This is a genomic window from Agrobacterium sp. MCAB5 (assembly GCF_052114365.1).
In the GTDB taxonomy this organism is placed as follows: Bacteria; Pseudomonadota; Alphaproteobacteria; order Rhizobiales; family Rhizobiaceae; genus Agrobacterium; species Agrobacterium tumefaciens.
The window spans coordinates 1-23,867 of record NZ_JBFREP010000007.1 but is presented as its reverse complement, the minus strand read 5'-3'; the positions used below and the strand labels follow the sequence as shown (position 1 = coordinate 23,867).

24 protein-coding genes are annotated in these 23,867 nt (G+C 59.4%); 20 read left to right on the top strand and 4 right to left on the bottom strand.

Features of this window, described 5'->3' with window-relative positions; genetic code table 11:
* Positions 1-2 precede the first annotated feature (2 nt).
* The 3 genes from AB4Z23_RS16510 to hemC form a co-directional block, all read right to left on the bottom strand.
* Positions 3-1,445 (bottom strand): COG4223 family protein, encoded by a 1,443-nt coding sequence (locus AB4Z23_RS16510; protein ID WP_065688675.1) that lies wholly within the window; start codon positions 1,443-1,445, stop codon positions 3-5.
* Between the two features lie 73 nt (positions 1,446-1,518).
* Positions 1,519-2,259 carry a uroporphyrinogen-III synthase gene (locus AB4Z23_RS16505; protein WP_065688674.1) on the bottom strand — a complete coding sequence of 247 codons (741 nt, stop codon included), beginning with the start codon at positions 2,257-2,259 and terminating at the stop codon, positions 1,519-1,521.
* 4 nt (positions 2,260-2,263) lie between these two features.
* Positions 2,264-3,193: a hydroxymethylbilane synthase gene (gene hemC / locus AB4Z23_RS16500; RefSeq protein ID WP_019566045.1), complete on the bottom strand. Its 930-nt coding sequence runs from the start codon at positions 3,191-3,193 to the stop codon at positions 2,264-2,266.
* Positions 3,194-3,266: 73 nt separating this feature from the next.
* Between hemC and tsaD the strand changes: the two genes are divergently transcribed.
* From tsaD to AB4Z23_RS16475, 5 genes are all read left to right on the top strand, one after another.
* A complete protein-coding gene (gene tsaD / locus AB4Z23_RS16495) occupies positions 3,267-4,364 on the top strand; it encodes a tRNA (adenosine(37)-N6)-threonylcarbamoyltransferase complex transferase subunit TsaD (RefSeq protein WP_065688673.1) in 1,098 nt (365 codons plus the stop codon).
* The gene (locus tag AB4Z23_RS16490) at positions 4,364-5,347 is read left to right on the top strand and encodes an NAD(P)H-dependent glycerol-3-phosphate dehydrogenase (RefSeq protein WP_065688672.1); all 984 of its coding nucleotides are present in this window, start codon (positions 4,364-4,366) and stop codon (positions 5,345-5,347) included. The genes tsaD and AB4Z23_RS16490 overlap by 1 nt, the downstream gene beginning before the upstream one ends.
* Positions 5,348-5,433: 86 nt before the next feature.
* Positions 5,434-5,727, top strand: a complete 294-nt coding sequence (locus tag AB4Z23_RS16485; RefSeq protein WP_003516711.1) for a YciI-like protein — start codon at positions 5,434-5,436, stop codon at positions 5,725-5,727.
* 6 nt (positions 5,728-5,733) lie between these two features.
* Complete coding sequence (locus AB4Z23_RS16480; RefSeq protein ID WP_003516712.1) at positions 5,734-6,177, top strand: EVE domain-containing protein; 444 nt, start codon at positions 5,734-5,736, stop codon at positions 6,175-6,177.
* A 7-nt stretch (positions 6,178-6,184) separates the two neighbouring features.
* The gene (locus tag AB4Z23_RS16475) at positions 6,185-6,829 is read left to right on the top strand and encodes a class I SAM-dependent methyltransferase (protein WP_065688671.1); all 645 of its coding nucleotides are present in this window, start codon (positions 6,185-6,187) and stop codon (positions 6,827-6,829) included.
* Positions 6,830-6,834: 5 nt separating this feature from the next.
* On the opposite strand, the gene AB4Z23_RS16470 is transcribed toward AB4Z23_RS16475, so the two are convergent.
* Positions 6,835-7,203: a hypothetical protein gene (locus AB4Z23_RS16470; RefSeq protein ID WP_019566047.1), complete on the bottom strand. Its 369-nt coding sequence runs from the start codon at positions 7,201-7,203 to the stop codon at positions 6,835-6,837.
* Positions 7,204-7,509: 306 nt separating this feature from the next.
* On the opposite strand from AB4Z23_RS16470, the gene sdhC reads away from it, so the two are divergent.
* From sdhC to AB4Z23_RS16395, 15 genes are all read left to right on the top strand, one after another.
* Entirely contained in the window at positions 7,510-7,902 is a 393-nt protein-coding gene (gene sdhC, locus AB4Z23_RS16465; protein WP_013636889.1) for a succinate dehydrogenase, cytochrome b556 subunit, read from the top strand.
* Positions 7,903-7,916: 14 nt separating this feature from the next.
* The gene (gene sdhD, locus AB4Z23_RS16460; RefSeq protein ID WP_003516716.1) at positions 7,917-8,297 is read left to right on the top strand and encodes a succinate dehydrogenase, hydrophobic membrane anchor protein; all 381 of its coding nucleotides are present in this window, start codon (positions 7,917-7,919) and stop codon (positions 8,295-8,297) included.
* Between the two features lie 7 nt (positions 8,298-8,304).
* Positions 8,305-10,146, top strand: coding sequence for a succinate dehydrogenase flavoprotein subunit (gene sdhA, locus AB4Z23_RS16455; protein ID WP_013636888.1), 1,842 nt, complete (start codon positions 8,305-8,307; stop codon positions 10,144-10,146).
* 15 nt (positions 10,147-10,161) lie between these two features.
* Positions 10,162-10,941 (top strand): succinate dehydrogenase iron-sulfur subunit, encoded by a 780-nt coding sequence (locus tag AB4Z23_RS16450; protein ID WP_003516718.1) that lies wholly within the window; start codon positions 10,162-10,164, stop codon positions 10,939-10,941.
* Positions 10,942-11,146: 205 nt separating this feature from the next.
* On the top strand, positions 11,147-11,689 hold the full coding sequence (locus AB4Z23_RS16445; protein ID WP_003516719.1) for a protease inhibitor Inh/omp19 family protein: 543 nt from the start codon (positions 11,147-11,149) through the stop codon (positions 11,687-11,689).
* A gap of 87 nt (positions 11,690-11,776) precedes the next feature.
* On the top strand, positions 11,777-12,940 hold the full coding sequence (gene zapE / locus AB4Z23_RS16440) for a cell division protein ZapE (protein ID WP_013636887.1): 1,164 nt from the start codon (positions 11,777-11,779) through the stop codon (positions 12,938-12,940).
* A gap of 176 nt (positions 12,941-13,116) precedes the next feature.
* Entirely contained in the window at positions 13,117-14,079 is a 963-nt protein-coding gene (gene mdh / locus AB4Z23_RS16435) for a malate dehydrogenase (RefSeq protein WP_003516723.1), read from the top strand.
* Positions 14,080-14,211: 132 nt separating this feature from the next.
* Positions 14,212-15,405, top strand: coding sequence for an ADP-forming succinate--CoA ligase subunit beta (gene sucC / locus AB4Z23_RS16430; RefSeq protein ID WP_003516725.1), 1,194 nt, complete (start codon positions 14,212-14,214; stop codon positions 15,403-15,405).
* 17 nt (positions 15,406-15,422) lie between these two features.
* Positions 15,423-16,325, top strand: coding sequence for a succinate--CoA ligase subunit alpha (gene sucD / locus AB4Z23_RS16425; RefSeq protein ID WP_025594552.1), 903 nt, complete (start codon positions 15,423-15,425; stop codon positions 16,323-16,325).
* Positions 16,326-16,501: 176 nt separating this feature from the next.
* Complete coding sequence (locus AB4Z23_RS16420; RefSeq protein WP_003516728.1) at positions 16,502-19,498, top strand: 2-oxoglutarate dehydrogenase E1 component; 2,997 nt, start codon at positions 16,502-16,504, stop codon at positions 19,496-19,498.
* Between the two features lie 53 nt (positions 19,499-19,551).
* A complete protein-coding gene (gene odhB / locus AB4Z23_RS16415; RefSeq protein WP_421477001.1) occupies positions 19,552-20,775 on the top strand; it encodes a 2-oxoglutarate dehydrogenase complex dihydrolipoyllysine-residue succinyltransferase in 1,224 nt (407 codons plus the stop codon).
* A 68-nt stretch (positions 20,776-20,843) separates the two neighbouring features.
* Positions 20,844-21,257: an MAPEG family protein gene (locus tag AB4Z23_RS16410; RefSeq protein ID WP_112290077.1), complete on the top strand. Its 414-nt coding sequence runs from the start codon at positions 20,844-20,846 to the stop codon at positions 21,255-21,257.
* A 14-nt stretch (positions 21,258-21,271) separates the two neighbouring features.
* A complete protein-coding gene (locus AB4Z23_RS16405; protein WP_421415053.1) occupies positions 21,272-21,916 on the top strand; it encodes a LysE family translocator in 645 nt (214 codons plus the stop codon).
* Between the two features lie 64 nt (positions 21,917-21,980).
* Entirely contained in the window at positions 21,981-23,387 is a 1,407-nt protein-coding gene (gene lpdA, locus AB4Z23_RS16400; RefSeq protein ID WP_111799120.1) for a dihydrolipoyl dehydrogenase, read from the top strand.
* 112 nt (positions 23,388-23,499) lie between these two features.
* Positions 23,500-23,867: cytochrome b (locus AB4Z23_RS16395; protein WP_441360351.1), on the top strand; the 368-nt coding region annotated here is incomplete at its 3' end.

The window sequence follows — 23,867 nt, the reverse complement described above, 5'->3', positions numbered from 1 at the left end:
CCTTACCCCTGCTTGCCGGTGCTGGTGATGGCGCGGTTTAACGTGCCTCCCACCAGGTTTTCGACCTCGATGCGCACATCCAGAGATTTTTTATAGTCGGCGGATGCTGTCTTGGCGGCCTCCGGAAGCCCATTCCATTCAAGTGCCGCACCCTGCAGATCTCCGTTGCGCAACTTGTTTTCCATGCGCGCGATCGTGGCGTCGGGGGTCTCGCCTTCGATGTTTCCGACGGGGCGGACCTTCACCAGCGAAAAGGCGCTTTCCGTCAGACGTTCCATGATGCCCTGATTGGGGTCGGGCCGATTGATCGCCGAAAGCATCGCATTCGCAACGTCGGGGAATTTCTGCATCAGCTCCGAGCGCGACGGCACGCCGGTTGCGGCGAAAGACTGCAAGGATGCGATTGCCGGATCGTCCGGGGTTACCTTGGACAATGTGTCGAGTTCAGTGAGGAACGGCCCACCGCGATCGATCGCGGCTTTCAGTGCGGCCGAGGCAATGGCGCGGGCGACTTCTATATCGTCGCGCGGTTCATTGATCTTGGTTTCCGCGTCAGTCAGGCGGCGTGTCAGCTCCGCCGTTGCTGAGGCCTGCGCGGAGCGCTCTGACGTGAGCGCGGATTCCAGCGCGGTTATTTTTTCCGAAAGTGCGTCCACCTGCGGGGCTTCGCCCTTTGCGCCCTCAAGAGCGGCGATGCGCTGTTCCAGCGCCGAGGTATCCCCTCCTGCTGCGGGAACATTGGCGAGCTGCTGACGCAGGCTCCCTAGCTCGGTTCTCAATGCGGCAATCTCATCGCTTCCGGTCTTGCTCACATTAAACGAGGGCAGAATGCCGGCATATTGCATGCTGCCAGCAGCTGCGAGCGCCACGAGGCCACCCACGATACCCGCCGCGATCACACCGGAGGTTGCCGCCTGTTTGCGCTCGGGTTGCTGTGGCGTGGATGGCTTGGCAGGTCCGGAGGATGACGCGCCTGTCGATTGCTTTGCACCAGTAGTCGCGCTTCCGGATGCTGCGGACGACGATGTGGAAGCAAAAGTCGCAGGCTTTGCGCCCGCCGCGGAAGCGGAAGCAGCGCTTGCGTCAGTCGCGCTGGTCACCGGTTTCGCTTCGGGTTTCGGCGAAGCTGTCTCGGGCTGGTTGCCGGCAGGTTTTTCCACCTGGGGCTTGCCGGTTGCCGGTTCCGCCTTGTGAACGTTCGGTGCAGGCTCCATGGGTGTTTTATGCGTCTGTTCCCAGACGGGAGCAGGGCTGGACGTTTCGGCTGCTTCTGGCTTGGGAGGAACGTTTGGCTGAGCTGCTGCCGGTGTCGTCTCGCCGGTCTTGTCATCAGTCTTTGCAGCATCCACGTCGGCGGAAATTGCTTTCACGTCTTTTGCGTCCAGGTCGATGGTGACCGGTTCGGCGTTTGACTTGGAGTGGCGTGGCGGCTTTCCCGATACCATGACAACCTCATTTCTGCCTGCAATAGTCTAAACCTAGTCAGTGACGGCGGCAAAGGAAAGAGGCGAGCCTGAATTAGGTTCCAGACTTTCGGTGGAGAAGTTCAAACATGGCTGCCTCGTTTGCCCCTTCGGCGGCTGCGGCGTTCGCGCGGAAGATTTCCGGAACCAGTGAAAGCACATTGCGGCTGATGCAGACGAATTGTGTGGTGGTCAGCGCCGCCACATATTTTTCCGACGATGCGTGGCGGAAAAAGGCCCGTGCGGCTTCCGACGAATAGAGCAGGACCACATCGGCAGCTGTCTTCACAAGTGCTGTTTCGAGCATATCGTCTGAAAGATCTGACGGCTGCATTTCGTAACAATCGACGGTTCGGAAGGAAATTCCCGCGGCGGCAATGCCGTCCTCGAACACGGCGCCTCGCGGCGTGCCGGCAAGATAGAGCAATGGATCTGTGCTCTCCGTTAGGGGGCGATGCTCCGAGACAAGCCCCGCGAGAGCCACCGCATCGCCAGATCCGGTGAGGATGTTTCGGAAGCCGATTTCCCTCGCCGCTTCCGCCGTCGCCTCGCCGACGGCGAAAAGCGGTTTTGAAAGATGGGACGCAAGTCGGTGGCGGAAATCTCTAAGCGCCCGCAAGGCCTCGGCGCTGGTCACGGCGATGGCCGACAGCGGCTCCGATAGCGCTGATATTGCGCGCTCGCCGTGGTGGACGGGATGAAACAGCGGAAGAAGCACCGGCTCGTGACCGAGGGCTTCAAGCTTTGCGGCCGTCTTTTCGCCCGAACGAAGCGGCCGGGTGACGACGATCCGCATCGGCTCAGCTCCAGCCGTCGAAGAAGTTGCTGCCTGCCCTGGCGCGCACGTCTTCACCGGCCTTGCGACCCAAGTCCTCGGCATCCTTGCGAGCACCGGAAATCTCGACGCTGTGGCTCGTCTGTCCGTCCGGTGTGAGAATCAGGCCGGAGAAATGAAGTTCCTCGCCGTGGCAGGTAGCAAAGCCTGCAATCGGGGTGCGACAGGAACCATCGAGGGCGGCCAGAAAGGCGCGCTCGCAGGTAACGGCATCGTAGGTGGGTATGTCGTTGATAGGTGAAAGCAACTCGTCCATGCGTGTGTCGCCAATACGGCTCTCGACGCAGATCGCGCCCTGCGCGGGGGCTGGTGGAAATTCCTTCGGGTCGAGAATGTCCGTCGGGACATTCTCCATGCCCAGCCGTTTCAGGCCGGCAAAGGCGAGAAGCGTAGCATCCGCCTGGCCTTCCTCCAGTTTGCGCAGGCGGGTTTCGACCTGGCCGCGAAAGATGATGACGCTCAGGTCGGGACGCAGGCGGCGGATCAGCGCTTGGCGGCGCAAGGATGCGGAGCCGACAACGGCGCCCTGCGGTAGTTCCAGAAGCTTCGGTGCGGTGCGACCAATGAAGGCGTCGCGCATATCCTCGCGCGGCAGGAAAGCGGAAAGATAAAGGCCCTTCGGCAAAACGGTCGGCATGTCCTTGGAGGAATGCACGGCAATATCGAGCTCGCCGGAAAGAAGCTGGCTCTCCAGTTCTTCCGTGAACAGGCCCTTGCCGCCGATCTCCGACAAAGCGCGGTCGGTTATCCGGTCACCCTTGGTGGAAAGCACGACGATTTCGAACATATCTTCCGGCAGACCGTGTGCCGACATCAGCCGGTTACGGGTCTCGTAAGCCTGTGCGAGCGCCAGAGGGCTGCCGCGCGTGCCGATTCGGAAAGGTTTTGTTTGCATCCGCGTCTATCCATTGTTACCGGAGTTGTCTTAGACCAACTCAGCGCATGATCGCAATGAACGAACAGAATTGATGACCCCCTTTCTTCGTATCCTCGGCATAGAGACAAGCTGTGACGAAACCGCTGCATCCATTGTGGTTCGGCATGCGGACGGACGTGGCGAGATCGTGTCCGACGTCGTTTTGTCGCAGCTTGAGGAACACAGCGCCTATGGCGGCGTGGTGCCCGAAATTGCTGCCCGCGCCCATGTCGAGGCGCTGGACACGCTGGTGGAAGAAGCGCTGGAACAGGCGGGTGTCACCCTTGCCGATGTCGATGCCATCGCGGCCACATCCGGCCCCGGCCTCATTGGCGGTCTGCTGGTGGGCCTGATGACCGGCAAGGCGATTGCGAAGGCTGCAGACAAGCCGCTTTACGCCATCAACCATCTCGAAGGCCATGCGCTGACGGCGCGTCTGACCGACGGTCTTTCCTTCCCCTATCTGATGCTGCTGGTCTCCGGCGGCCACACCCAGCTCGTGCTGGTTCGCGGTGTGGGTGAATACGAGCGCTGGGGTACGACCATTGATGACGCGCTTGGGGAAGCCTTCGACAAGACTGCGAAGCTTCTGGGGTTGCCCTATCCCGGCGGGCCTGCGGTTGAAAAGGCAGCAGCGAAAGGCAACCCTGACCGTTTTGCACTGCCGCGCCCGATGGTCGGCGAGACGAGACTCGATTTTTCCTTCTCCGGTCTGAAGACAGCGGTGCGGCAGGCGGCAACCGCGATCGCTCCGCTTTCGGATCAGGATATTGCCGATATCTGCGCCTCCTTCCAGAAGGCGGTGTCACGCACGCTCAAGGACCGTATCGGTCGTGGCCTTGCCCGCTTTAAGGAAGAGTTTCCGCATCTCGAGACGGAGCCCGCTTTGGTCGTGGCCGGCGGCGTTGCCGCCAATACGGAAATCCGCCAGACCCTCCAGGCGCTTTGTGATGTCCACGGGTTCCGCTTTGTCGCACCGCCGCACCGGCTCTGCACCGACAATGCCGCGATGATTGCCTGGGCCGGGCTGGAGCGGATGGCATGCGGCCGAGAACCCGATGCGCTGGAGATCGCGCCGCGCTCGCGCTGGCCGCTTGATGGCAGCGCGGAGACATTGATCGGTTTCGGCAAAAGGGGAGCCAAGGCCTGATGCAGCGGGAGAAAATCGTCGTCATCGGCGCTGGCGCCTTCGGAACCGCGCTCGCCGTCGTCATCGCGCTGGAGAACCGGCATGACGTGACCCTGCTCGGCCGTGATGCGTCCCTGATGGCCGATCTTAGGGCTGATCGTATTCACGAGGCTGTCCTGCCGGGTGTAGACCTGCCGGATGCGCTGGAATTTTCCGTTGAGCCGGATGTGCTGGCCGATGCAGGCATCGTGTTGTTTGCCATGCCCTCTCAGGCCCATGCCGATGCGGCGCGCCATTACGGTCCTTATCTGGCTAATGATTGTGTCATCGTTACCTGCGCCAAGGGCATCGACCGGGTGTCCGGCCGGCTGCTGACGGAACTTCTGGAAGCGGAACTGCCGCATCATCCAATCGCCGCTCTCTCCGGTCCGGGGTTTGCGGCCGATATCGCGCGCGGACTGCCGACGGCGATGGCGATAGCGGCGGAAGACGCTGTCATCGCCGAGCGGCTGGCGACCACGATTTCCGGCAGAACGTTCAGGCTTTATGCCTCGACCGACCGCACGGGCGTGCAGCTTGGCGGCGCACTGAAGAATGTGCTCGCCATTGCCGCCGGCATCGTTGAAGGTGCGGGCCTCGGCGATTCCGCACGGGCGGCGTTGATTTCGCGGGGGCTTGCCGAGATGTCGCGTCTGGTCGTTGCCATGGGCGGCAAGGCCGATACCGTGCGCGGTCTTTCCGGCCTTGGCGATCTCGTGCTGACCGCCACAAGCCACCAGTCGCGAAACCTGCGTTTCGGCATCGCGCTTGGCCGGGGCGAAGGCAAGGACATGTCCGGCGGGCTGGTGGAGGGCGCCTTTGCGGCAGCCGTTGCTGCCCGGCTCGGCGAACATCACGCTGTCGACATGCCGGTGACCGAGGCGGTTGCGGCCATCATCGACGGCAATCTGGACGTGGCGAGCGCCATGCAACAATTGATGACAAGGCCCATCACCACTGAATGAGTGCGGCCTTCGGATAGTTTTTACGCATGTCCTGGTCCCAAAACCGCTTACACTTTTGGGAGGCATGCGCCAGCGAGGAGACGAAAATGCTGTTTGCCTTTATCTGCAAGGACAAGCCCGGCCATCTGAACGTGCGCATGGACACGCGCCCGGCTCATCTGGAGCACCTGAACAAGTTGAACGCCGAAGGCACGCTGAAGATTGCCGGACCGTTTCTGGATGCCGAAGGCAAGCCGAATGGCAGCCTTGTCATCGTGGAAGCTGCCGACATCGATGCGGCTAAGGCCCTTGCCGATGCCGATCCCTATGCAAAGGCCGGCCTGTTCGAAAGCGTGGATGTGAAGCCCTATAACTGGGTCTTCAACAATCCGGGGGCTTGACCGGCCATGGCGAATTACTGGCTTTACAAGTCTGAGCCGTTCAAATGGTCCTGGGAAATGCAGAAGGCCAAGGGCGAGGCTGGCGAAGAATGGACCGGCGTGCGCAATTATCAGGCCCGCAACAACATGCGCGCCATGAAAATCGGCGACAAGGGTTTTTTCTACCACTCGAATGAAGGGCTTGATGTCGTCGGCATCGTGGAAGTCTGCGCCCTTTCGCACCCGGATTCGACCGCAGAGGGCGATCTGAAGTGGGATTGCGTGGATATCCGCGCCGTTTGCGACATGCCGAAACCGGTTTCGCTGAAGGATGTGAAGGCCAATCCGAAACTCGAAAAGATGTCGCTGGTCACATCCATGCGGCTTTCGGTGCAGCCTGTGACGGAAGAGGAATATCTCGAAGTCTGCCGCATGGGTGGCCTTTCCAATCCACCGAAATCTCCGGACTGAGCTTTCGGTGAGGACCGATCCCGAACGCTTCATTCTCGACAATACCGGCATCATGCATCCACCACATGTGCCGGAATTGCGCCTTCATCTTGCGACCGAAGCGCATGAGCTGTGGCTGAAGACGGAGGAGGAGTTGGAAGAGATCGGCCTGCCGCCGCCATTCTGGGCTTTCGCCTGGGCTGGTGGACAGGGGCTTGCCCGCTACATTCTCGATCATCCTGAAAGTGTCTCCGGCAAGCGTGTGCTGGATTTCGCCAGCGGTTCCGGACTGGTCGCCATTGCCGCCGTAAAGGCGGGCGCCGCGGCTGTTTTAGCCGCCGATATCGATCCGTGGACGGAAACGGCCATTCGGCTGAATGCTGCTCTCAATGGTGTGGCCATCGATTTTACCGGCCGCAATCTGGTTGGGACGCCGGTTGAGGCGGATGTTCTGCTGGCCGGCGACGTGTTTTATGATCGCGCCTTTGCCGATCTCCTCGTGCCTTGGTTTCTGGAACTGGCGGATAGGGGCGTGACCGTGCTCGTCGGCGATCCGGGACGGGCCTACCTGCCCAAACAGCGCCTTTACGCCGAGGCAACCTATCAGGTGCCGGTGACGCGGGCTCTGGAAGACAGTGAAGTCAAAAAAACCACCGTCTGGCGTTTTGTCTGATTATATCAGGGCCTGATGATGCAGACGCCGTGCTGGTAATCGCAGGCGTCGCCTGTCGTTTCGGCGCGGACGTTGATGATTTTCGCCTTCGGTGCCAGCTGCGCGCCCATATTGACGGTTGCGCCTTGTCGCGAAAGCCCACCATTGATCGCGAAATAATTGCCGTTCCCGCGGACCCTCAAGGCGGATATTCCACCCACATAAGTGCCGCCGGAAAGGGTGGAGGGCAGTCCGTCCGTGGAGAAGCTCAACTGTGACTGACGATGCTGATAATGGTGGCGACTATAAAAATCACCTGCCGCAGCAGGAGGCAGTGCCGTGAAAATAATGCCTGCAGTCATCACCGCCAGAGCTGCGATTCGACGCTGTAACATGAGCCTCATTCTCCGGATTTTTTCGGTTAACGAATAGTAAATTACATGATTTCGAAATTACGTAAAGGTAAATATTTTGAAGGCGTAAATCTTGGAAATGCTCGTTTTTTTATTTTCGAGCAAAAAAATTCCAAAAAAAATTCGTGAACCAATCGATTAAATTGGAATCGGTCATGAAATGTGCTTGTCGTGATGCTCCCATGTGATTAAACGTCGCGGTTGGTGCAATGCACATTCTTTCGTCATGTGCTGTTGCTTGGGGGCGCCCGATCTGACGGGTGCACGGGAAAACGCCGCGAGGTTCTGATGGCGAACGTGACAAATAACCGGCCTCTGTCGCCGCATCTTCAAATTTACAAGCCGATTCCGACGATGGTTGCATCCATCGTGCACCGCATCACGGGTGCGGCGCTTTATTTTGGAACGCTTCTTGTCGCTTGGTGGCTTATTGCACTTGCTTCCGGCCCTGCCTATTACGACTGGGTCAGCTGGGCAATGGGTACGATCATCGGCAAGCTTATCCTGATCGGATATACCTGGGCTCTCGTTCACCACATGCTGGGCGGCCTTCGCCACTTCATGTGGGATCTCGGCCATGGCTTCGAGAAGAATTTCAACACGAAACTCGCCAAGGCGACCTTTGTAGCGTCGATCTGTCTGACCGCGCTGATCTGGGTCATCGCCCTGATCGTGCGCTAAGGAGATAGCCTGTCATGGATATGCGTACACCTCTCGGAAAGGTTCGTGGCCTCGGCTCCGCCAAGGAAGGCACCGACCATTTCTGGCGCCAGCGCCTTACGGCCGTCGCCAACGTGCCCTTGCTGATCTTCTTCGTGGTCTTTCTCATCAAATATGCCGGCGCTCCCTATCCGGAAGTTGCGGCGGCGCTTTCCAACCCTCTCGTTGCGGTCATCATGGGTCTGGTGCTGGTTTCCGGCCTCATTCACATGAAGCTCGGCATGCAGGTCATCATCGAAGACTACGTGCACGGCGAGGTTTCGAAGCTCGTTCTTCTGATGCTCAATACGTTTTTCGCGGTTCTCATTGGCGGTCTTTGCATCTTCGCCATTCTGAAAATCGCATTCGCAGGATAAATCGGCCATGGCATCGATCAGTTCACCTTCCCAGAATGGCAAGGCTTACACCTACGTCGATCACTCCTATGACGTGATCGTGGTGGGCGCCGGCGGCGCGGGTCTGCGCGCAACGCTCGGCATGGCGGAACAGGGGTTCCGCACGGCCTGCATCACCAAGGTTTTCCCGACGCGCTCCCACACGGTCGCGGCGCAGGGCGGCATCGCCGCTTCTCTCACCAACATGACGCCCGACTGTTGGCAGTGGCACCTTTACGACACCGTAAAGGGCTCCGACTGGCTGGGCGACGTCGACGCGATGCAATATCTCGCCATGGAAGCGCCAAAGGCGGTCTATGAGCTGGAGCATTACGGCGTGCCCTTCTCGCGCAATGCCGAAGGCAAGATCTACCAGCGCCCGTTTGGCGGCCATATGCAGAACTACGGCGAAGGCCCGCCGGTGCAGCGCACCTGCGCCGCTGCCGACCGTACTGGCCACGCCATTCTGCACACGCTTTATGGCCAGTCGCTGCGCAACAATGCGGAATTCTTCATCGAATATTTCGCGCTCGACCTCATTATGGCGCCCGATGGCCGCTGCACCGGCGTCGTGGCGTGGAACCTCGATGACGGCACGATCCATCGCTTCTCCGCCAAGATGGTGGTGCTGGCGACCGGTGGTTACGGCCGCGCCTATTTCTCGGCAACGTCTGCCCATACCTGCACCGGCGACGGCGGCGGTATGATCGCACGTGCCGGCCTGCCGCTTCAGGATATGGAATTCGTTCAGTTCCACCCGACCGGCATTTACGGCGCGGGCTGCCTGATCACCGAAGGCGCGCGCGGCGAGGGCGGTTATCTCGTCAACTCCGAAGGCGAGCGCTTCATGGAGCGTTATGCTCCTTCGGCGAAGGACCTTGCTTCGCGTGACGTGGTGTCTCGCTGCATGACCATGGAAATCCGCGAGGGTCGTGGCGTCGGCAAGAACAAGGACCACATCTTCCTGCATCTCGATCACCTTGATCCGGCGATCCTGCACGAGCGTCTTCCGGGCATTTCCGAAAGCGCCAAGATTTTCGCCGGCGTTGACGTGACGCGCGAGCCGATCCCGGTCCTGCCGACCGTTCACTACAATATGGGCGGCATTCCGACCAACTATTGGGGCGAAGTGCTGAACGCCAACGCCGAGAACCCGGAACGCATCGCTCCCGGCCTGATGGCCGTTGGCGAAGCCGGTTGCGCCTCGGTTCACGGCGCGAACCGTCTCGGCTCCAACTCGCTGATCGACCTTGTGGTCTTCGGCCGCGCTGCCGCTATCCGTGCAGCCCAGGTCATCGACCGCGATGCGCCGGTTCCGGCTCTCGACACGGCTGCCTGCGACAAGATCATGGATCGCTTCGACAGCCTGCGTTATGCCAACGGCTCGACGCCGACGGCGGTGCTGCGTGACAAGATGCAGCGCGCCATGCAGGACGATGCCGCCGTATTCCGCACACAGGAATCGCTGGAAAGCGGTTGCCAGCGCATTTCCGCCATCTGGAAGGAACTGCCTGACGTCAAGGTTACCGACCGGTCGATGGTCTGGAACTCCGATCTGGTGGAAACGCTCGAACTGCACAATCTGATGGCCAACGCGATCACCACGGTCTATGGCGCGGAAGCGCGCAAGGAAAGCCGCGGTTCGCATGCCCGCGAGGATTTCGTCGATGGTCCGTTCGGCGGTCGCGACGATGTGAACTGGCGCAAGCACACGCTTGCCTGGGTCAGCCCTGAAGGTGATGTCAAGCTCGACTACCGCCCTGTTCACACCGACCTGATCGCCGACGGCATCGATCCGAAAAAGATCGAGCCGAAGGCTCGCGTCTACTGATTTGAGGAACTGGATATGGTTGAACTCGCTCTCCCCAAGAATTCCCAGATCAGCGAAGGCAAAGTCTGGCCGAAGCCGGATGGTGCCAAGAACGTTCGCGAATACCGGATCTATCGCTGGAACCCGGATGATGGCCAGAACCCGCGCATCGATACCTATTATATCGATATCGACGATTGCGGGCCGATGGTTCTCGATGCGCTGCTGTACATCAAGAACAATATCGACCCGACGCTGACGCTGCGCCGCTCCTGCCGTGAAGGCATTTGCGGTTCCTGCGCTATGAACATCGACGGCACCAACACGCTCGCCTGCACCAAGGGCATGGAAGAGATCAAGGGAACGGTGAAGGTCTATCCGCTGCCGCATATGCCAGTGGTGAAGGACCTCGTTCCGGACCTGTCGAACTTCTACGCGCAGCACCGCTCCATCGAGCCGTGGCTGAAGACGGTTTCGCCGACGCCTGCCAAGGAATGGAAGCAGAGCCATGAGGACCGCCTGAAGCTCGACGGTCTCTACGAGTGCATTCTGTGCGCCTGCTGCTCCACTTCCTGTCCCAGCTACTGGTGGAACGGCGACCGTTACCTCGGCCCCGCCGTTCTGCTGCAGGCCTATCGCTGGCTGATCGACAGCCGCGACGAAGCGACCGGCGAACGTCTTGATGATCTCGAAGATCCGTTCCGTCTTTATCGCTGCCACACCATCATGAACTGTGCGCAGGCTTGCCCGAAGGGTCTCAATCCGGCCAAGGCGATCGCGGAAATCAAGAAGATGATGGTCGAGCGTCGCGTCTGAAGACGATTCGTTTGGACAGAAAATCTATCGGGCCGCGGTTTGGACCGCGGCCCTTTTTTACAACCGGGCGCGGGAAATTTCGGTAAAAATCGACCGAAATGGTAATTATCCCAGCCATCGCTTGCGCAAGATAAGGCTTTGGTAATAATTCAGCCTTCTTGTTTGATCATGGTCTTTCCGGAAGCGAGAGAATCGGGAGCTTGATATGCAATTCAGATATGTGGTGACGGGTCTTGCGGTTGTAATGAGCCTGGCCGGTTGCCAACGTACCTCCTACGATTACAACAACAACACCAGCAACAATCCCGGTTATACGCCGCCGTTGCAAGCACAGCCGGTTCCCTCCGTTCAGTCTGGCGCCCTGCCGCCACCCGGTGGTGCTTCCGGCAGTCAGTTCCCTTCGGCACCCGCTTCTGCGACGCCTGGCGGCACTGATATGGCGTCTGCCGCTCCGCCGACAACGGCGCTTGATGTCACCAAGGAATCCATGGTTGGCAACTGGCGCGTTTCCAATGGCGGCGCCAATTGCGACATGTTCCTGACGCTTACCAATCTCGGCAGCGGTTCTCGTGGCGGCACGCGTGGCTGCTCCGGCGAACTCACGGCGATGGGGTCCTGGGAAGTGTCCGGCAAGATGGTCCTCTTCAAGAACCGTTCCGGCGATACGATCGGCCGCGTCTACAAGAGCGCCGATGCGCGTTTTGACGGCACGACGAATAGCGGCCAGCCGCTGAGCCTCAGCCGATAGAGCATCTCCGGTGCAGCCGGATCGCCTCGCCTGTTTCAAGCCATTCCATTCGTCGCGGGCGTCCGTCCGCGACCGGGGCGCTTTTCCATGAAGCCATTGCCTGACTACAACCATAGTGTCGTTGAACAGCTCAACGCATTGACGGCAGCTGGCACCTTGCAGGCGGATGCCGCGCAACGCGGCGTTGCGGCCCACCTCGACCGTATCCTTGCCGATTTGAAAGCGCGCAAACCCGCCAGGAAAAAAAGCGCACTCGGCTGGATGTTCGCTCGCAAGGCTGGCCCGGCCGCCTTCGTCAAGGGACTATATGTCCATGGCAGCGTTGGCCGCGGCAAGACGATGCTGATGGACATGTTCTACGAGATGGCGCCCGTCTCTTCCAAACGGCGCTGCCATTTTCACGAATTCATGGCTGATGTCCATAATCGCGTGCACGCGCATAGGCAGAAGCTCAAGAATGGCGAAACCAAGCAGGCCGATCCCATTCCTCCAGTGGCAGCCCAGCTTCTGGCGGAAGCGGAGCTTCTTTGCTTCGATGAGTTCACCGTCACGGATATTGCCGATGCGATGATCCTCGCCCGGCTGTTCAGCGAGCTTTTTGCCAATGGCTGCACATTGGTAACAACGTCCAATGTTGTGCCCGACAATCTTTACAAGGACGGGCTTAATCGCGGCCTGTTTCTGCCCTTTGTCGATTTGCTGAAGAAGCATGTGGAAGTGGTGACGCTGGACAGTCCCACCGATTACCGCATGGAAAAGCTGGAAAGCCTGCCGGTTTATGTCACGCCACTCGACGGTGCGGCGGATCAGGCGATGGATATGGCCTGGCGGCACATGACCGGCGGCCATCTTGTCGCGCCGACTGAAATACCGATGAAGGGCCGCTCCATTCTGGTGCCGCGCGCCAGCGGCCGTGTGGCCCGCTTTTCCTTCTCCGACCTTTGCGAAAAGCCGCTCGGCGCTTCTGATTTTCTCGCGATAGCCAATCGTTTCGATACAGTCTTCATCGACCACATCCCGTTTCTCAATGCCGACAAACGGAACGAAACCAAGCGTTTTATCATTCTCATAGACGCGCTGTACGATCACAGCGTCCGCCTCTTCGCCTCCGCTGCGGCCATGCCCGAAGACCTGCTCGGCAAGCGCAAGGGCACCGAAGGTTTCGAGTTCGATCGCACCGCCTCGCGCCTGTTTGAGATGCGCAGTGCAGATTATCTGGTGCTCCACCATGAAAAACGGCAGAAAGTTTGACACTTTCGTGACGCATTCTCTTACGTTTACGTAAGGAAATAATGATCTAAACGATTGAAAATACTCATGCCAAAAGAATCTGTTGCCAATTTTGGTCAATGGGGCTAATCGAAGTGCGACAATTTGGCTGCCGGTGGCGTGGTGAAATTGAATTGAAGCTCTAGAGGAAGCATTCGATGGCTCGCAAAAAGATTGCACTTATTGGTTCTGGCATGATCGGCGGTACGCTGGCGCATCTCGCCAGCCTGAAGGAACTGGGCGATATCGTCCTCTTCGATATTGCCGACGGCATCCCGCAGGGCAAAGGTCTGGATATTGCCCAGTCCGGACCGGTTGAAGGTTTCAATGCCAAGCTCACTGGCGCTTCCGACTACGCTGCCATCGAAGGCGCTGATGTCTGCATCGTCACCGCAGGCGTCGCCCGCAAGCCCGGCATGAGCCGCGACGATCTTCTCGGCATCAATCTCAAGGTCATGGAGCAGGTCGGCGCCGGCATCAAGAAATATGCCCCGAACGCTTTCGTCATCTGCATCACCAACCCGCTGGACGCCATGGTCTGGGCGCTTCAGAAGTTTTCCGGTCTTCCGAAGAACAAGGTCGTCGGCATGGCCGGCGTTCTCGACAGCGCTCGCTTCCGCCTGTTCCTCGCCGAAGAGTTCAACGTTTCGGTTCAGGACGTAACGGCATTCGTTCTCGGCGGCCACGGCGATACGATGGTGCCTTTGGCGCGTTACTCCACCGTTGGCGGCATTCCGCTGACCGATCTCGTCAAGATGGGCTGGCTCACCGCCGAGCGTCTCGAAGAGATCATCCAGCGCACCCGCGACGGCGGTGCGGAAATCGTCGGCCTGCTGAAGACCGGCTCGGCCTATTACGCGCCAGCCGCTTCGGCGATCGAAATGGCTGAATCCTACCTCAAGGACAAGAAGCGCGTTCTGCCCGCCGCTGCCCATCTGTCGGGCCAGTACGGCGTGGACGATATGTATGTCGGCGTGCCCACCATCATCGGCGCCGGTGGTATCGAGCGCATCATCGAGATCGAGCTGAACAAGGATGAAGAAGCCGCCTTCCAGAAGTCCGTCGGCGCTGTTGCCGGTCTTTGCGAAGCCTGCATCAACATCGCTCCGTCGCTGAAGTAATAGCCTGACGCATCGGCGCAAAACCGGATTGGATTTTTGCAAGGCACGATGCGTAGATTCAACAGCTTGAAGCGCCCTGCGTCAGATAAGGATGCAAGGGCGCTTCAAGCGGCTCCAAACAGGGATTATTCCATGAATATTCACGAATATCAGGCCAAGGCTCTTCTGAAGGGCTATGGTGCGCCGGTCGCTGAAGGCGTCGCCATCCTCAAGGTCGAAGAAGCCGAAGCCGCCGCAAAGCAGCTTCCCGGCCCGCTCTACGTCGTCAAGAGCCAGATTCACGCTGGCGGCCGCGGCAAGGGCAAGTTCAAGGAACTTGGCCCCGACGCCAAGGGTGGCGTCCGTCTCGCAAAAACGATTGAAGAAGTCGTTTCCCACTCCAAGGATATGCTCGGCAACACGCTGGTAACGGCGCAGACGGGCGATGCCGGCAAGCAGGTCAACCGCCTTTACATCGAAGACGGTGCGGATATCGCTCGCGAGCTTTACTGCTCGCTGCTGGTCGATCGCTCGGTCGGTCGCGTTGCTTTCGTGGTTTCCACCGAAGGCGGCATGGATATCGAAGCTGTTGCCCACGACACGCCCGAGAAGATCCACACCATCGCCATCGACCCGGAAAAGGGTGTGAGCGACGCTGACGTTGCTGCGATCTCCAAGGCGCTCGAGCTTGAGGGTGTTGCTGCGGAAGACGCCAAGGCGCTGTTCCCGATCCTCTACAAGGCCTTCAACGAGAAGGACATGGCTCTCCTCGAGGTTAACCCGCTGATCGTCATGGAAAACGGTCATCTGCGCGTTCTCGATGCCAAGATGTCCTTCGACGGCAACGCGCTGTTCCGCCATGACGACGTCAAGGCGCTGCGCGATGAGACCGAAGAAGACGCCAAGGAAATCGAAGCCTCCAAGTGGGACCTCGCTTACGTTGCGCTCGATGGCAACATCGGCTGCATGGTCAATGGTGCCGGTCTCGCCATGGCGACGATGGACATCATCAAGCTTTACGGCAAGGAGCCGGCAAACTTCTGTGACGTCGGCGGCGGCGCCGGCAAGGAGAAGGTTGCTGCAGCTTTCAAGATCATCACGGCCGACCCGAAGGTCGAGGGTATCCTCGTCAACATCTTCGGCGGTATCATGAAGTGCGACGTCATCGCCGAAGGTGTTATCGCCGCGGTGAAGGAAGTCGGTTTGCAGGTTCCGCTCGTTGTTCGCCTCGAAGGCACCAACGTCGAACTTGGCAAGAAGCTCCTGAACGAATCGGGCCTTGCGATTACGGCTGCTGACGACCTGGACGACGCAGCCAAGAAGATCGTCGCGGCGATCAACGGCTAATTGAGGGACCGGAAATAATGTCTATTCTTGTTAATAAAGACACCAAGATCCTCGTTCAGGGTCTGACCGGCAAGACCGGTACCTTCCACACCGAACAGGCGCTTGCTTATTACGGCACGCAGATGGTCGGTGGTATTCACCCGAAGAAGGGTGGCGAAACCTGGACCGGCTCCAAGGGCGAAAGCCTGCCGATCTTCGCAACGGTTGCCGAAGCCAAGGAAAAGACCGGTGCAGACGCATCCGTGATCTATGTTCCGCCGGCAGGTGCAGCCGACGCCATCATCGAAGCCATCGAGGCTGAGATCCCCTTCATCACCTGCATCACCGAAGGTATTCCGGTGATGGACATGGTGCGCGTCAAGGCTCGCCTCGACCGTTCGAACTCGCGCCTGCTCGGCCCCAACTGCCCGGGCATCATGACGCCTGAAGAATGCAAGATCGGCATCATGCCGGGCTCTATCTTCCGCAAGGGTTCGGTCGGTATCGTTTCGCGCTCCGGCACGCTGACCTATGAAGCCGTATTCCAGACATCCAACGAAGGCCTCGGCCAGACGACGGCTGTCGGCATCGGCGGCGACCCGGTCAAGGGCACCGAGTTCATCGACGTGCTGGAAATGTTCCTGGCCGACGAAGACACGCAGTCGATCATCATGATCGGCGAAATCGGCGGTTCGGCTGAAGAAGATGCGGCACAGTTCCTGATCGACGAAGCCAAGAAGGGCCGCAAGAAGCCGATGGCTGGCTTTATCGCGGGCCGTACGGCTCCGAAGGGCCGCACCATGGGCCACGCCGGCGCTGTCGTTTCCGGCGGCAAGGGCGATGCGGAATCGAAGATCGCGGCAATGGAAGCTGCCGGCATCAAGGTATCGCCTTCCCCGGCGCGCCTCGGCAAGACGCTGGTTGAAGTCCTCAAGGGCTGAGACCACATGAGACCGGTAACGGGCGGTGCGGCTTTAACGCCACGCTGCCCGAAGCCGCAAAGAACGACAGACAGACGGCATACCGCCCCGGCGGCAGACAGCAATAATCAAGCGGCAGGCCGATAAACGGCCCTAACGGCATCGAGGAGGCGGACGGACAAGTCCGCAAGAACACAATGGCAAGGCAAGAAGCGAACGAGCAGTTTCAGATCACGTCGTTTCTGGACGGCGCGAATGCAGCCTATATCGAGCAGCTCTATGCCCGGTACGAAGAGGATCCCTCTTCCGTGTCGCCGGAGTGGCAGAGCTTCTTCAAGGCGTTGTCCGACAATCCGGAAGACGTGAAGAAGGCAGCCAAGGGCGCCTCCTGGAAGCGCGCCAACTGGCCGATCCCGGCAAACGGCGACCTGGTATCCGCGCTTGATGGCAACTGGGCTACGGTCGAGAAGGCCATCGAGAAGAAGGTTCAGGCGAAGGCCGAGGCCAAGAGCGCCGATACCGGCAAGGCCGTCAGCCCGGCCGAAGTGCTTCAGGCGACCCGTGACAGCGTCCGCGCCATCATGATGATCCGCGCCTACCGCATGCGTGGCCATCTGCACGCAAAGCTCGACCCGCTTGGCATCGCCAGCGCCGTTGAGGACTATAACGAGCTTTCGCCGAAGTCCTATGGCTTCGAGGAAAGCGACTACGACCGCAAGATTTTCATCGATAACGTCCTCGGTCTCGAATACGCGACCGTGCGCGAAATGGTCGATATTCTCGAGCGCACCTATTGCTCGACGCTCGGCGTCGAATTCATGCATATGTCCAACCCGGAAGAAAAGGGCTGGATCCAGGAACGCATCGAAGGTCCGGACAAGGGTGTGGACTTCACGCCGGAAGGCAAGAAGGCCATTCTGTCCAAGCTCGTTGAAGCCGAAGGCTACGAGCAGTTCCTCGACGTGCGTTTCAAGGGTACGAAGCGTTTCGGCCTCGATGGTGGTGAATCGCTGATCCCGGCACTTGAGCAGATCATCAAGCGCGGCGGCCAGGACGGTCTGGAAGAAGTCGTGCTCGGCATGGCTCACCGCGGCCGCCTGAACGTTCTGACCAACGTGATGGGCAAGCCGCACCGCGCCGTGTTCCACGAGTTCAAGGGCGGTTCGTTCAAGCCTGATGACGTCGAAGGTTCCGGTGACGTGAAGTACCATCTCGGTGCCTCCTCAGACCGCGAATTCGACGGCAACAAGGTTCACCTCTCGCTGACGGCCAACCCGTCGCACCTTGAAATCGTCAACCCTGTCGTCATGGGCAAGGCCCGCGCCAAGCAGGACCAGCTTGCCAAGACATGGGACGGCGACATCATTCCGCTATCGGAACGCGCCAAGGTGCTGCCGCTCCTGTTGCACGGCGATGCCGCTTTTGCGGGTCAGGGCGTGGTTGCCGAAATTCTCGGCCTCTCCGGCCTGCGCGGTCACCGCGTTGCCGGTACCATGCACTTCATCATCAACAACCAGATCGGCTTCACGACGAACCCGGCCTTCTCGCGCTCGTCGCCCTATCCGTCCGACGTTGCCAAGATGATCGAGGCGCCTATCTTCCACGTTAACGGTGATGATCCGGAAGCGGTGGTTTATGCGGCAAAGGTTGCAACCGAATACCGCATGAAGTTCCACAAGCCTGTCGTCATCGACATGTTCTGTTACCGTCGCTTCGGCCATAACGAAGGCGACGAGCCTGCGTTCACGCAGCCGAAGATGTACAAGGTCATCCGTGGCCACAAGACTGTTGCCCGCATCTATGCTGACCGCCTGATTGCGGAAGGCCTGATCACCGAAGGCGATTTCGAGAAGATCAAGGCCGATTGGCGCGCCCATCTCGAGCAGGAGTTCGAGGCAGGCCAGTCCTACAAGCCGAACAAGGCCGACTGGCTGGATGGTCAGTGGTCCGGTCTGCGGGCCGCCGACAATGCCGATGAGCAGCGTCGTGGCAAGACCGGCGTGCCGATGAAGCAGCTGAAGGAAATCGGCAAGAAGCTGTCGACCATTCCGGAAGGCTTCAGCGCACACCGCACGATCCAGCGCTTCATGGAAAACCGTGCTCAGATGGTCGAGACCGGTGAGGGGCTGGACTGGGCGATGGCTGAGGCTCTGGCCTTCGGTTCGCTGGTCGTAGACGGCCACAAGATCCGCCTGTCCGGTCAGGACTGCGAACGCGGCACCTTCTCGCAGCGCCACTCGGTTCTCTATGATCAGGAGACTGAAGAGCGTTACATCCCGCTTGCCAATCTTTCGCCGACGCAGGCCCGCTACGAAGTCATCAACTCGATGCTTTCGGAAGAAGCGGTTCTTGGTTTCGAATATGGCTATTCGCTTGCCCGCCCGAATGCACTTACGCTCTGGGAAGCCCAGTTCGGCGACTTCGCCAACGGCGCCCAGGTTGTGTTCGACCAGTTCATCTCTTCGGGTGAACGCAAGTGGCTGCGCATGTCCGGTCTCGTCTGCCTCCTGCCGCATGGTTATGAAGGTCAGGGTCCGGAACATTCGTCCGCCCGTCTGGAACGCTGGTTGCAGATGTGCGCCGAGGACAACATGCAGGTTGCCAACGTTACGACGCCGGCTAACTACTTCCATATCCTGCGCCGCCAGATGAAGCGTGACTTCCGCAAGCCGCTCATCCTGATGACGCCGAAGTCCCTGCTGCGTCACAAGCGCGCCACCTCGTCGCTTGCGGAGCTTGCAGGCGAATCCTCCTTCCACCGTCTCCTGTGGGACGATGCGGAGGTCATCAAGGATGGTCCGATCAAGCTGCAGAAGGATTCGAAGATCCGCCGCGTCGTCATGTGCACGGGCAAGGTCTACTACGATCTGCTCGAGGAGCGTGAAAAGCGCGGTATCGACGACATTTACCTGCTGCGTGTCGAACAGCTCTATCCGTTCCCGGCCAAGGCGCTCATCAACGAGCTCTCCCGTTTCCGTAACGCGGAAATGGTCTGGTGCCAGGAAGAGCCGAAGAACATGGGTGCGTGGTCGTTCATCGATCCCTACCTTGAATGGGTTCTGGCGCATATCGACGCCAAGTACCAGAAGGTCCGTTACACGGGCCGTCCGGCTGCCGCCTCTCCGGCGACCGGCCTGATGTCCAAGCATCTGGCGCAGCTTGCTGCGTTCCTGGAAGACGCGCTGGGAGAGTGAGAACTCTCCCGCATCGCCCCGCAAAAAAGACACCCGAATAACGGAACTAGATCATGGCCACTGAAATCCGCGTACCAACCCTCGGCGAATCCGTCAGCGAAGCGACCGTCGGCACCTGGTTCAAGAAGGTCGGCGATACCGTCAAGGCCGACGAACCTCTCGTTGAACTCGAAACCGACAAGGTTACCGTCGAAGTTCCGGCGCCCGCCTCCGGCGTGCTGACCGAAATCGTCGTGCAGAACGGCGAAACCGTCGGTCTCGACGCCCTTCTCGGCCAGATCGCTGAAGGTGCTGCCGGCGCTGCAACTTCTGCACCCGCAGCAAAGCCTGCTGCTGCACCGGCACCTGCCGCAGCCGTGGCCGCCGCTCCGGCTGGAAGCGCCATGCCGCCGGCACCTGCCGCCGGCAAGCTGCTCGCTGAAAACAACCTTTCCGCCGATCAGGTCGACGGTTCGGGCAAGCGTGGCCAGGTTCTGAAGGGCGACGTTCTCGCCGCTGTTGCCAAGGGTGTTTCGGCACCTGCCGCCGCTCCGGTCGCTGCTGCTGCTCCCCGTCCGGTTTCGGCCGAGCAGGATCAGGTTCGCGAAGAGCGCGTCAAGATGACCCGCCTGCGCCAGACGATCGCACGTCGCCTCAAGGATGCACAGAACACGGCCGCCATGCTGACCACCTATAACGAGGTGGACATGAGCGCCGTCATGGATCTGCGCAACCGCTACAAGGACGTTTTCGAGAAGAAGCACGGCGTCAAGCTGGGCTTCATGGGCTTCTTCACCAAGGCCGTGACCCACGCGCTGAAGGAACTGCCTGCGGTTAACGCTGAAATTGACGGCACGGACATCATCTACAAGAACTATTGTCACGTCGGCATGGCTGTCGGCACCGACAAGGGTCTCGTCGTTCCGGTCATTCGCGATGCCGACCAGCTCTCCATCGCTGGTGTCGAAAAGGAACTCGGCCGTCTCGCCAAGGCAGCGCGCGACGGTTCGCTCGGCATGGCCGACATGCAGGGCGGCACCTTCACCATCACCAATGGTGGCGTCTACGGCTCGCTGATGTCCTCGCCGATCCTTAATGCGCCGCAGTCGGGCATTCTCGGCATGCACAAGATCCAGGAGCGTCCGGTCGCCATCGGTGGTCAGGTCGTCATCCGTCCGATGATGTATCTTGCGCTCTCCTACGATCACCGTATCGTTGACGGCAAGGAAGCCGTGACCTTCCTCGTTCGCGTCAAGGAAAGCCTCGAAGATCCGGAACGTCTGGTTCTCGATCTCTGATCGGTCTTGCTTTTCGTTTCAGCGGGGTTTCAAGTCGATCCCGCTGAAATGCCATCAGGAGAGCGAAAGTGCAGCCGACATTTCTTGCCGCGTCACCCTTTTTGCCGCTGATCGGGCTCAGCGTTCTGCTGCTGGCCGTTCACATTGCGCTGCAGGGAATGACGGCAACGCGGGAATTCGGGCTGGACTGGAATGCCGGTCCGCGCGATGCTGAAAAGAAGCCGCAGGGCAGGGTTGCCGGACGCGCCGCGCGTGCCTCGGCGAATTTTCGCGAGACCTATCCCGCTTTCATTGCGCTCGCCTTCGGTGTCATCATGGCCGGCGATCCGTCCGGGCTGGCCTTCACCGGCGCTTTGATCTGGCTGATCTGCCGGGTGGTCTATATTCCACTTTATCTCGCTGGTGTGCCCTATATCCGCTCGCTGGTCTGGCTCGGTTCGATGCTCGGTCTTGGGCTGATGCTTTTCGTGTTGATGTTTTAGAGGTTGATTTTCCCATGCATCAGTATCTGATCGAACTTGCATCCCTGATGGCGATCTTCTTTTTCGCGATCGTTTCTCCCGGCGCCGATCTGGCGATGGTCATGCGTCAGGCCATGGTGCATGGGCGCAAGCAGGCCATCATCACCAGCTTCGGTGTTGGCACATCCCTGATGTTCCACGTCACCTATACGATTCTTGGACTTGGTCTCATCATTTCCCAGTCGATCTATCTCTTCAACATCGTCAAGTGGTTGGGTGTCGCCTACCTGATCTATATCGGCATCAAGTCGCTGCGCGCAGGCAAGACCGAATTGCCGGCTGCGGAAGGCGAAGATGGCGTTCGGGCCAGAAGCGGCCAGACTGCATTGAAGGCCTTCACGCTCGGTTTTGCCGCCAACGCGCTTAACCCCAAACCGGTGTTTTTCTTCCTGTCGATCTTTTCGACGGTGGTTCACGCGCATACGCCTGTTGGCATCAAGTTCGGATATGGGCTCGTCATGGCAAGCTGCCTTATCCTGTGGTTCGTCGGCGTCAGCCTGTTCATGACGACGCCTCGCATGCGCGCAGCTTTTCAGCGCGCCAGCCAATGGATCGACCGCACCAGTGGCGTGGTCTTCATCGCTCTCGGTATAAAACTCGCAACGGAAAAAGCGGCCTGAGTTTCAGGTCAAACGGAAGCAGGGCGGTTCAAAATCCTGCCCGCAATCAATCAGGAACAGAAACATGGCATATGATGTAGTGGTAATCGGTACGGGTCCCGGCGGTTATGTTTGCGCGGTCAAGGCGGCACAGCTTGGCTTGAAGGTCGCAGTGATCGAAAAGCGCGCGACCTATGGCGGCACCTGCCTCAATGTCGGCTGCATTCCTTCCAAGGCATTGCTGCACGCTTCCGAAACCTTCGCGCATGTGGCCCATGGCGTTGATACGCTTGGTATCGAAGTCGCCGCTCCGAAGCTGAACCTCGAGAAGATGATGGGGCACAAGGACAGCGTGGTGAAAGCCAATGTCGACGGCGTTGCCTTCCTGTTCAAGAAGAACAAGATCGATGCTTTCCAGGGCACGGGCAAGGTTGTATCCGCCGGCAAGGTCTCCGTCACCAACGACAAGGGCGAGAGCCAGGAAATCGAAGCCAAGAACATCGTCATCGCCACCGGTTCTGATGTTGCTGGTATTCCCGGCGTCCAGGTGGATATCGATGAAAGCGTCATCGTTTCCTCCACCGGCGCGATTGCGCTCTCCAAGGTTCCGGAAAAGCTCATCGTGGTGGGCGGCGGTGTCATCGGCCTCGAGCTTGGTTCGGTCTGGTCGCGTCTTGGCGCGAAGGTCACCGTCGTCGAATATCTCGACACCATTCTCGGCGGCATGGATAGCGAAGTCTCCAAGCAGGCTCAGCGTCTGCTCGCCAAGCAGGGTCTCGATTTCAAGCTCGGTGCCAAGGTGACGGGCGTTGAAAAGACGGGAACCGGCGCAAAGGTGGTGTTCGAGCCCGTCAAGGGTGGCGCGGCTGAAACGCTGGAAGCCAACGTTGTGCTGATTTCCACCGGTCGCAAGCCCTACACCGAGGGTCTCGGTCTTGCGGAAGCCGGTGTCGTGCTCGACGGCCGCGGCCGTGTCGAAATCGACGGCCACTTCAAGACCAATGTGGATGGCATCTACGCCATCGGCGACGTGGTGAAGGGCCCGATGTTGGCACATAAGGCGGAAGACGAGGGCGTCGCTCTTGCGGAAATTCTTGCCGGCCAGCGCGGCCATGTGAACTACGATGTCATTCCGGCCGTGGTCTATACGCAGCCGGAAGTCGCTTCCGTTGGCAAGACGGAAGAAGAACTGAAGGCCGCTGGCGTCGCCTACAAGGTTGGCAAGTTCCCCTTCACCGCCAATGGTCGCGCCCGCGCCATGCAGGTGACTGATGGGTTCGTGAAGATCCTCGCTGACAAGGAAACCGACCGGGTTCTCGGCGGCCATATCGTTGGTTTCGGCGCTGGCGAAATGATCCACGAGATCACCGTGCTGATGGAATTCGGTGGTTCCTCGGAAGATCTCGGCCGTACCTGCCATGCGCATCCGACCATGTCGGAAGCGGTGAAGGAAGCGGCGCTGGCAACTTTCTTCAAGCCGATCCATATGTGATTTTAGCCAATATTAAATTTCAGCCATAAAGCGAACCCCGGCTTGCAATGCAGGCCGGGGTTCAGCATATTTGCGCCATAGCCTGTCTAACCTTTTGATAAAAGGCAATAAAATGGCGTCCTCCACTCAAGTTTCCTTCTCCGTTCCGCAGCGTATCCTTCACTGGACGATGGCGCTTCTGATCTTTTTCAACCTTCTGTTTCCAGATGGCATGGCCCATGCGTATCGGTTGATGCGGCGAGGTGAAACGCTGACGCCGGAACAGATCTCCTCGGCCAATATTCACGCGTATGTCGGCTTTGCCGTCCTGTCCCTTGCGGTTCTGCGCCTCTGTCTGCGGTTTTTCCAGGGGGTGCCGCCGCATCCTGCCAATGAACCGCGCGCTTCTCAAATCGCCGCGAAGGTCGCGCATTTCACCTTTTACGCGCTGTTTTTTGCCCTGCCATTGTCGGGCATTGCGGCCTATTATTTCGGCGCGCG

What these genes read in the sequence shown, in the direction of transcription:
- AB4Z23_RS16510 (WP_065688675.1), bottom strand. Translation starts at nt 1,445, where the DNA reads ATGGTATCGGGAAAGCCGCCACGCCACTCCAAGTCAAACGCCGAACCG.
- AB4Z23_RS16505 (WP_065688674.1), bottom strand. Translation starts at nt 2,259, where the DNA reads ATGCGGATCGTCGTCACCCGGCCGCTTCGTTCGGGCGAAAAGACGGCC.
- hemC (WP_019566045.1), bottom strand. Translation starts at nt 3,193, where the DNA reads ATGCAAACAAAACCTTTCCGAATCGGCACGCGCGGCAGCCCTCTGGCG.
- tsaD (WP_065688673.1), top strand. Translation starts at nt 3,267, where the DNA reads ATGACCCCCTTTCTTCGTATCCTCGGCATAGAGACAAGCTGTGACGAA.
- AB4Z23_RS16490 (WP_065688672.1), top strand. Translation starts at nt 4,364, where the DNA reads ATGCAGCGGGAGAAAATCGTCGTCATCGGCGCTGGCGCCTTCGGAACC.
- AB4Z23_RS16485 (WP_003516711.1), top strand. Translation starts at nt 5,434, where the DNA reads ATGCTGTTTGCCTTTATCTGCAAGGACAAGCCCGGCCATCTGAACGTG.
- AB4Z23_RS16480 (WP_003516712.1), top strand. Translation starts at nt 5,734, where the DNA reads ATGGCGAATTACTGGCTTTACAAGTCTGAGCCGTTCAAATGGTCCTGG.
- AB4Z23_RS16470 (WP_019566047.1), bottom strand. Translation starts at nt 7,203, where the DNA reads ATGTTACAGCGTCGAATCGCAGCTCTGGCGGTGATGACTGCAGGCATT.
- sdhC (WP_013636889.1), top strand. Translation starts at nt 7,510, where the DNA reads ATGGCGAACGTGACAAATAACCGGCCTCTGTCGCCGCATCTTCAAATT.
- sdhD (WP_003516716.1), top strand. Translation starts at nt 7,917, where the DNA reads ATGGATATGCGTACACCTCTCGGAAAGGTTCGTGGCCTCGGCTCCGCC.
- sdhA (WP_013636888.1), top strand. Translation starts at nt 8,305, where the DNA reads ATGGCATCGATCAGTTCACCTTCCCAGAATGGCAAGGCTTACACCTAC.
- AB4Z23_RS16450 (WP_003516718.1), top strand. Translation starts at nt 10,162, where the DNA reads ATGGTTGAACTCGCTCTCCCCAAGAATTCCCAGATCAGCGAAGGCAAA.
- AB4Z23_RS16445 (WP_003516719.1), top strand. Translation starts at nt 11,147, where the DNA reads ATGCAATTCAGATATGTGGTGACGGGTCTTGCGGTTGTAATGAGCCTG.
- zapE (WP_013636887.1), top strand. Translation starts at nt 11,777, where the DNA reads ATGAAGCCATTGCCTGACTACAACCATAGTGTCGTTGAACAGCTCAAC.
- mdh (WP_003516723.1), top strand. Translation starts at nt 13,117, where the DNA reads ATGGCTCGCAAAAAGATTGCACTTATTGGTTCTGGCATGATCGGCGGT.
- sucC (WP_003516725.1), top strand. Translation starts at nt 14,212, where the DNA reads ATGAATATTCACGAATATCAGGCCAAGGCTCTTCTGAAGGGCTATGGT.
- sucD (WP_025594552.1), top strand. Translation starts at nt 15,423, where the DNA reads ATGTCTATTCTTGTTAATAAAGACACCAAGATCCTCGTTCAGGGTCTG.
- AB4Z23_RS16420 (WP_003516728.1), top strand. Translation starts at nt 16,502, where the DNA reads ATGGCAAGGCAAGAAGCGAACGAGCAGTTTCAGATCACGTCGTTTCTG.
- odhB (WP_421477001.1), top strand. Translation starts at nt 19,552, where the DNA reads ATGGCCACTGAAATCCGCGTACCAACCCTCGGCGAATCCGTCAGCGAA.
- AB4Z23_RS16405 (WP_421415053.1), top strand. Translation starts at nt 21,272, where the DNA reads ATGCATCAGTATCTGATCGAACTTGCATCCCTGATGGCGATCTTCTTT.
- lpdA (WP_111799120.1), top strand. Translation starts at nt 21,981, where the DNA reads ATGGCATATGATGTAGTGGTAATCGGTACGGGTCCCGGCGGTTATGTT.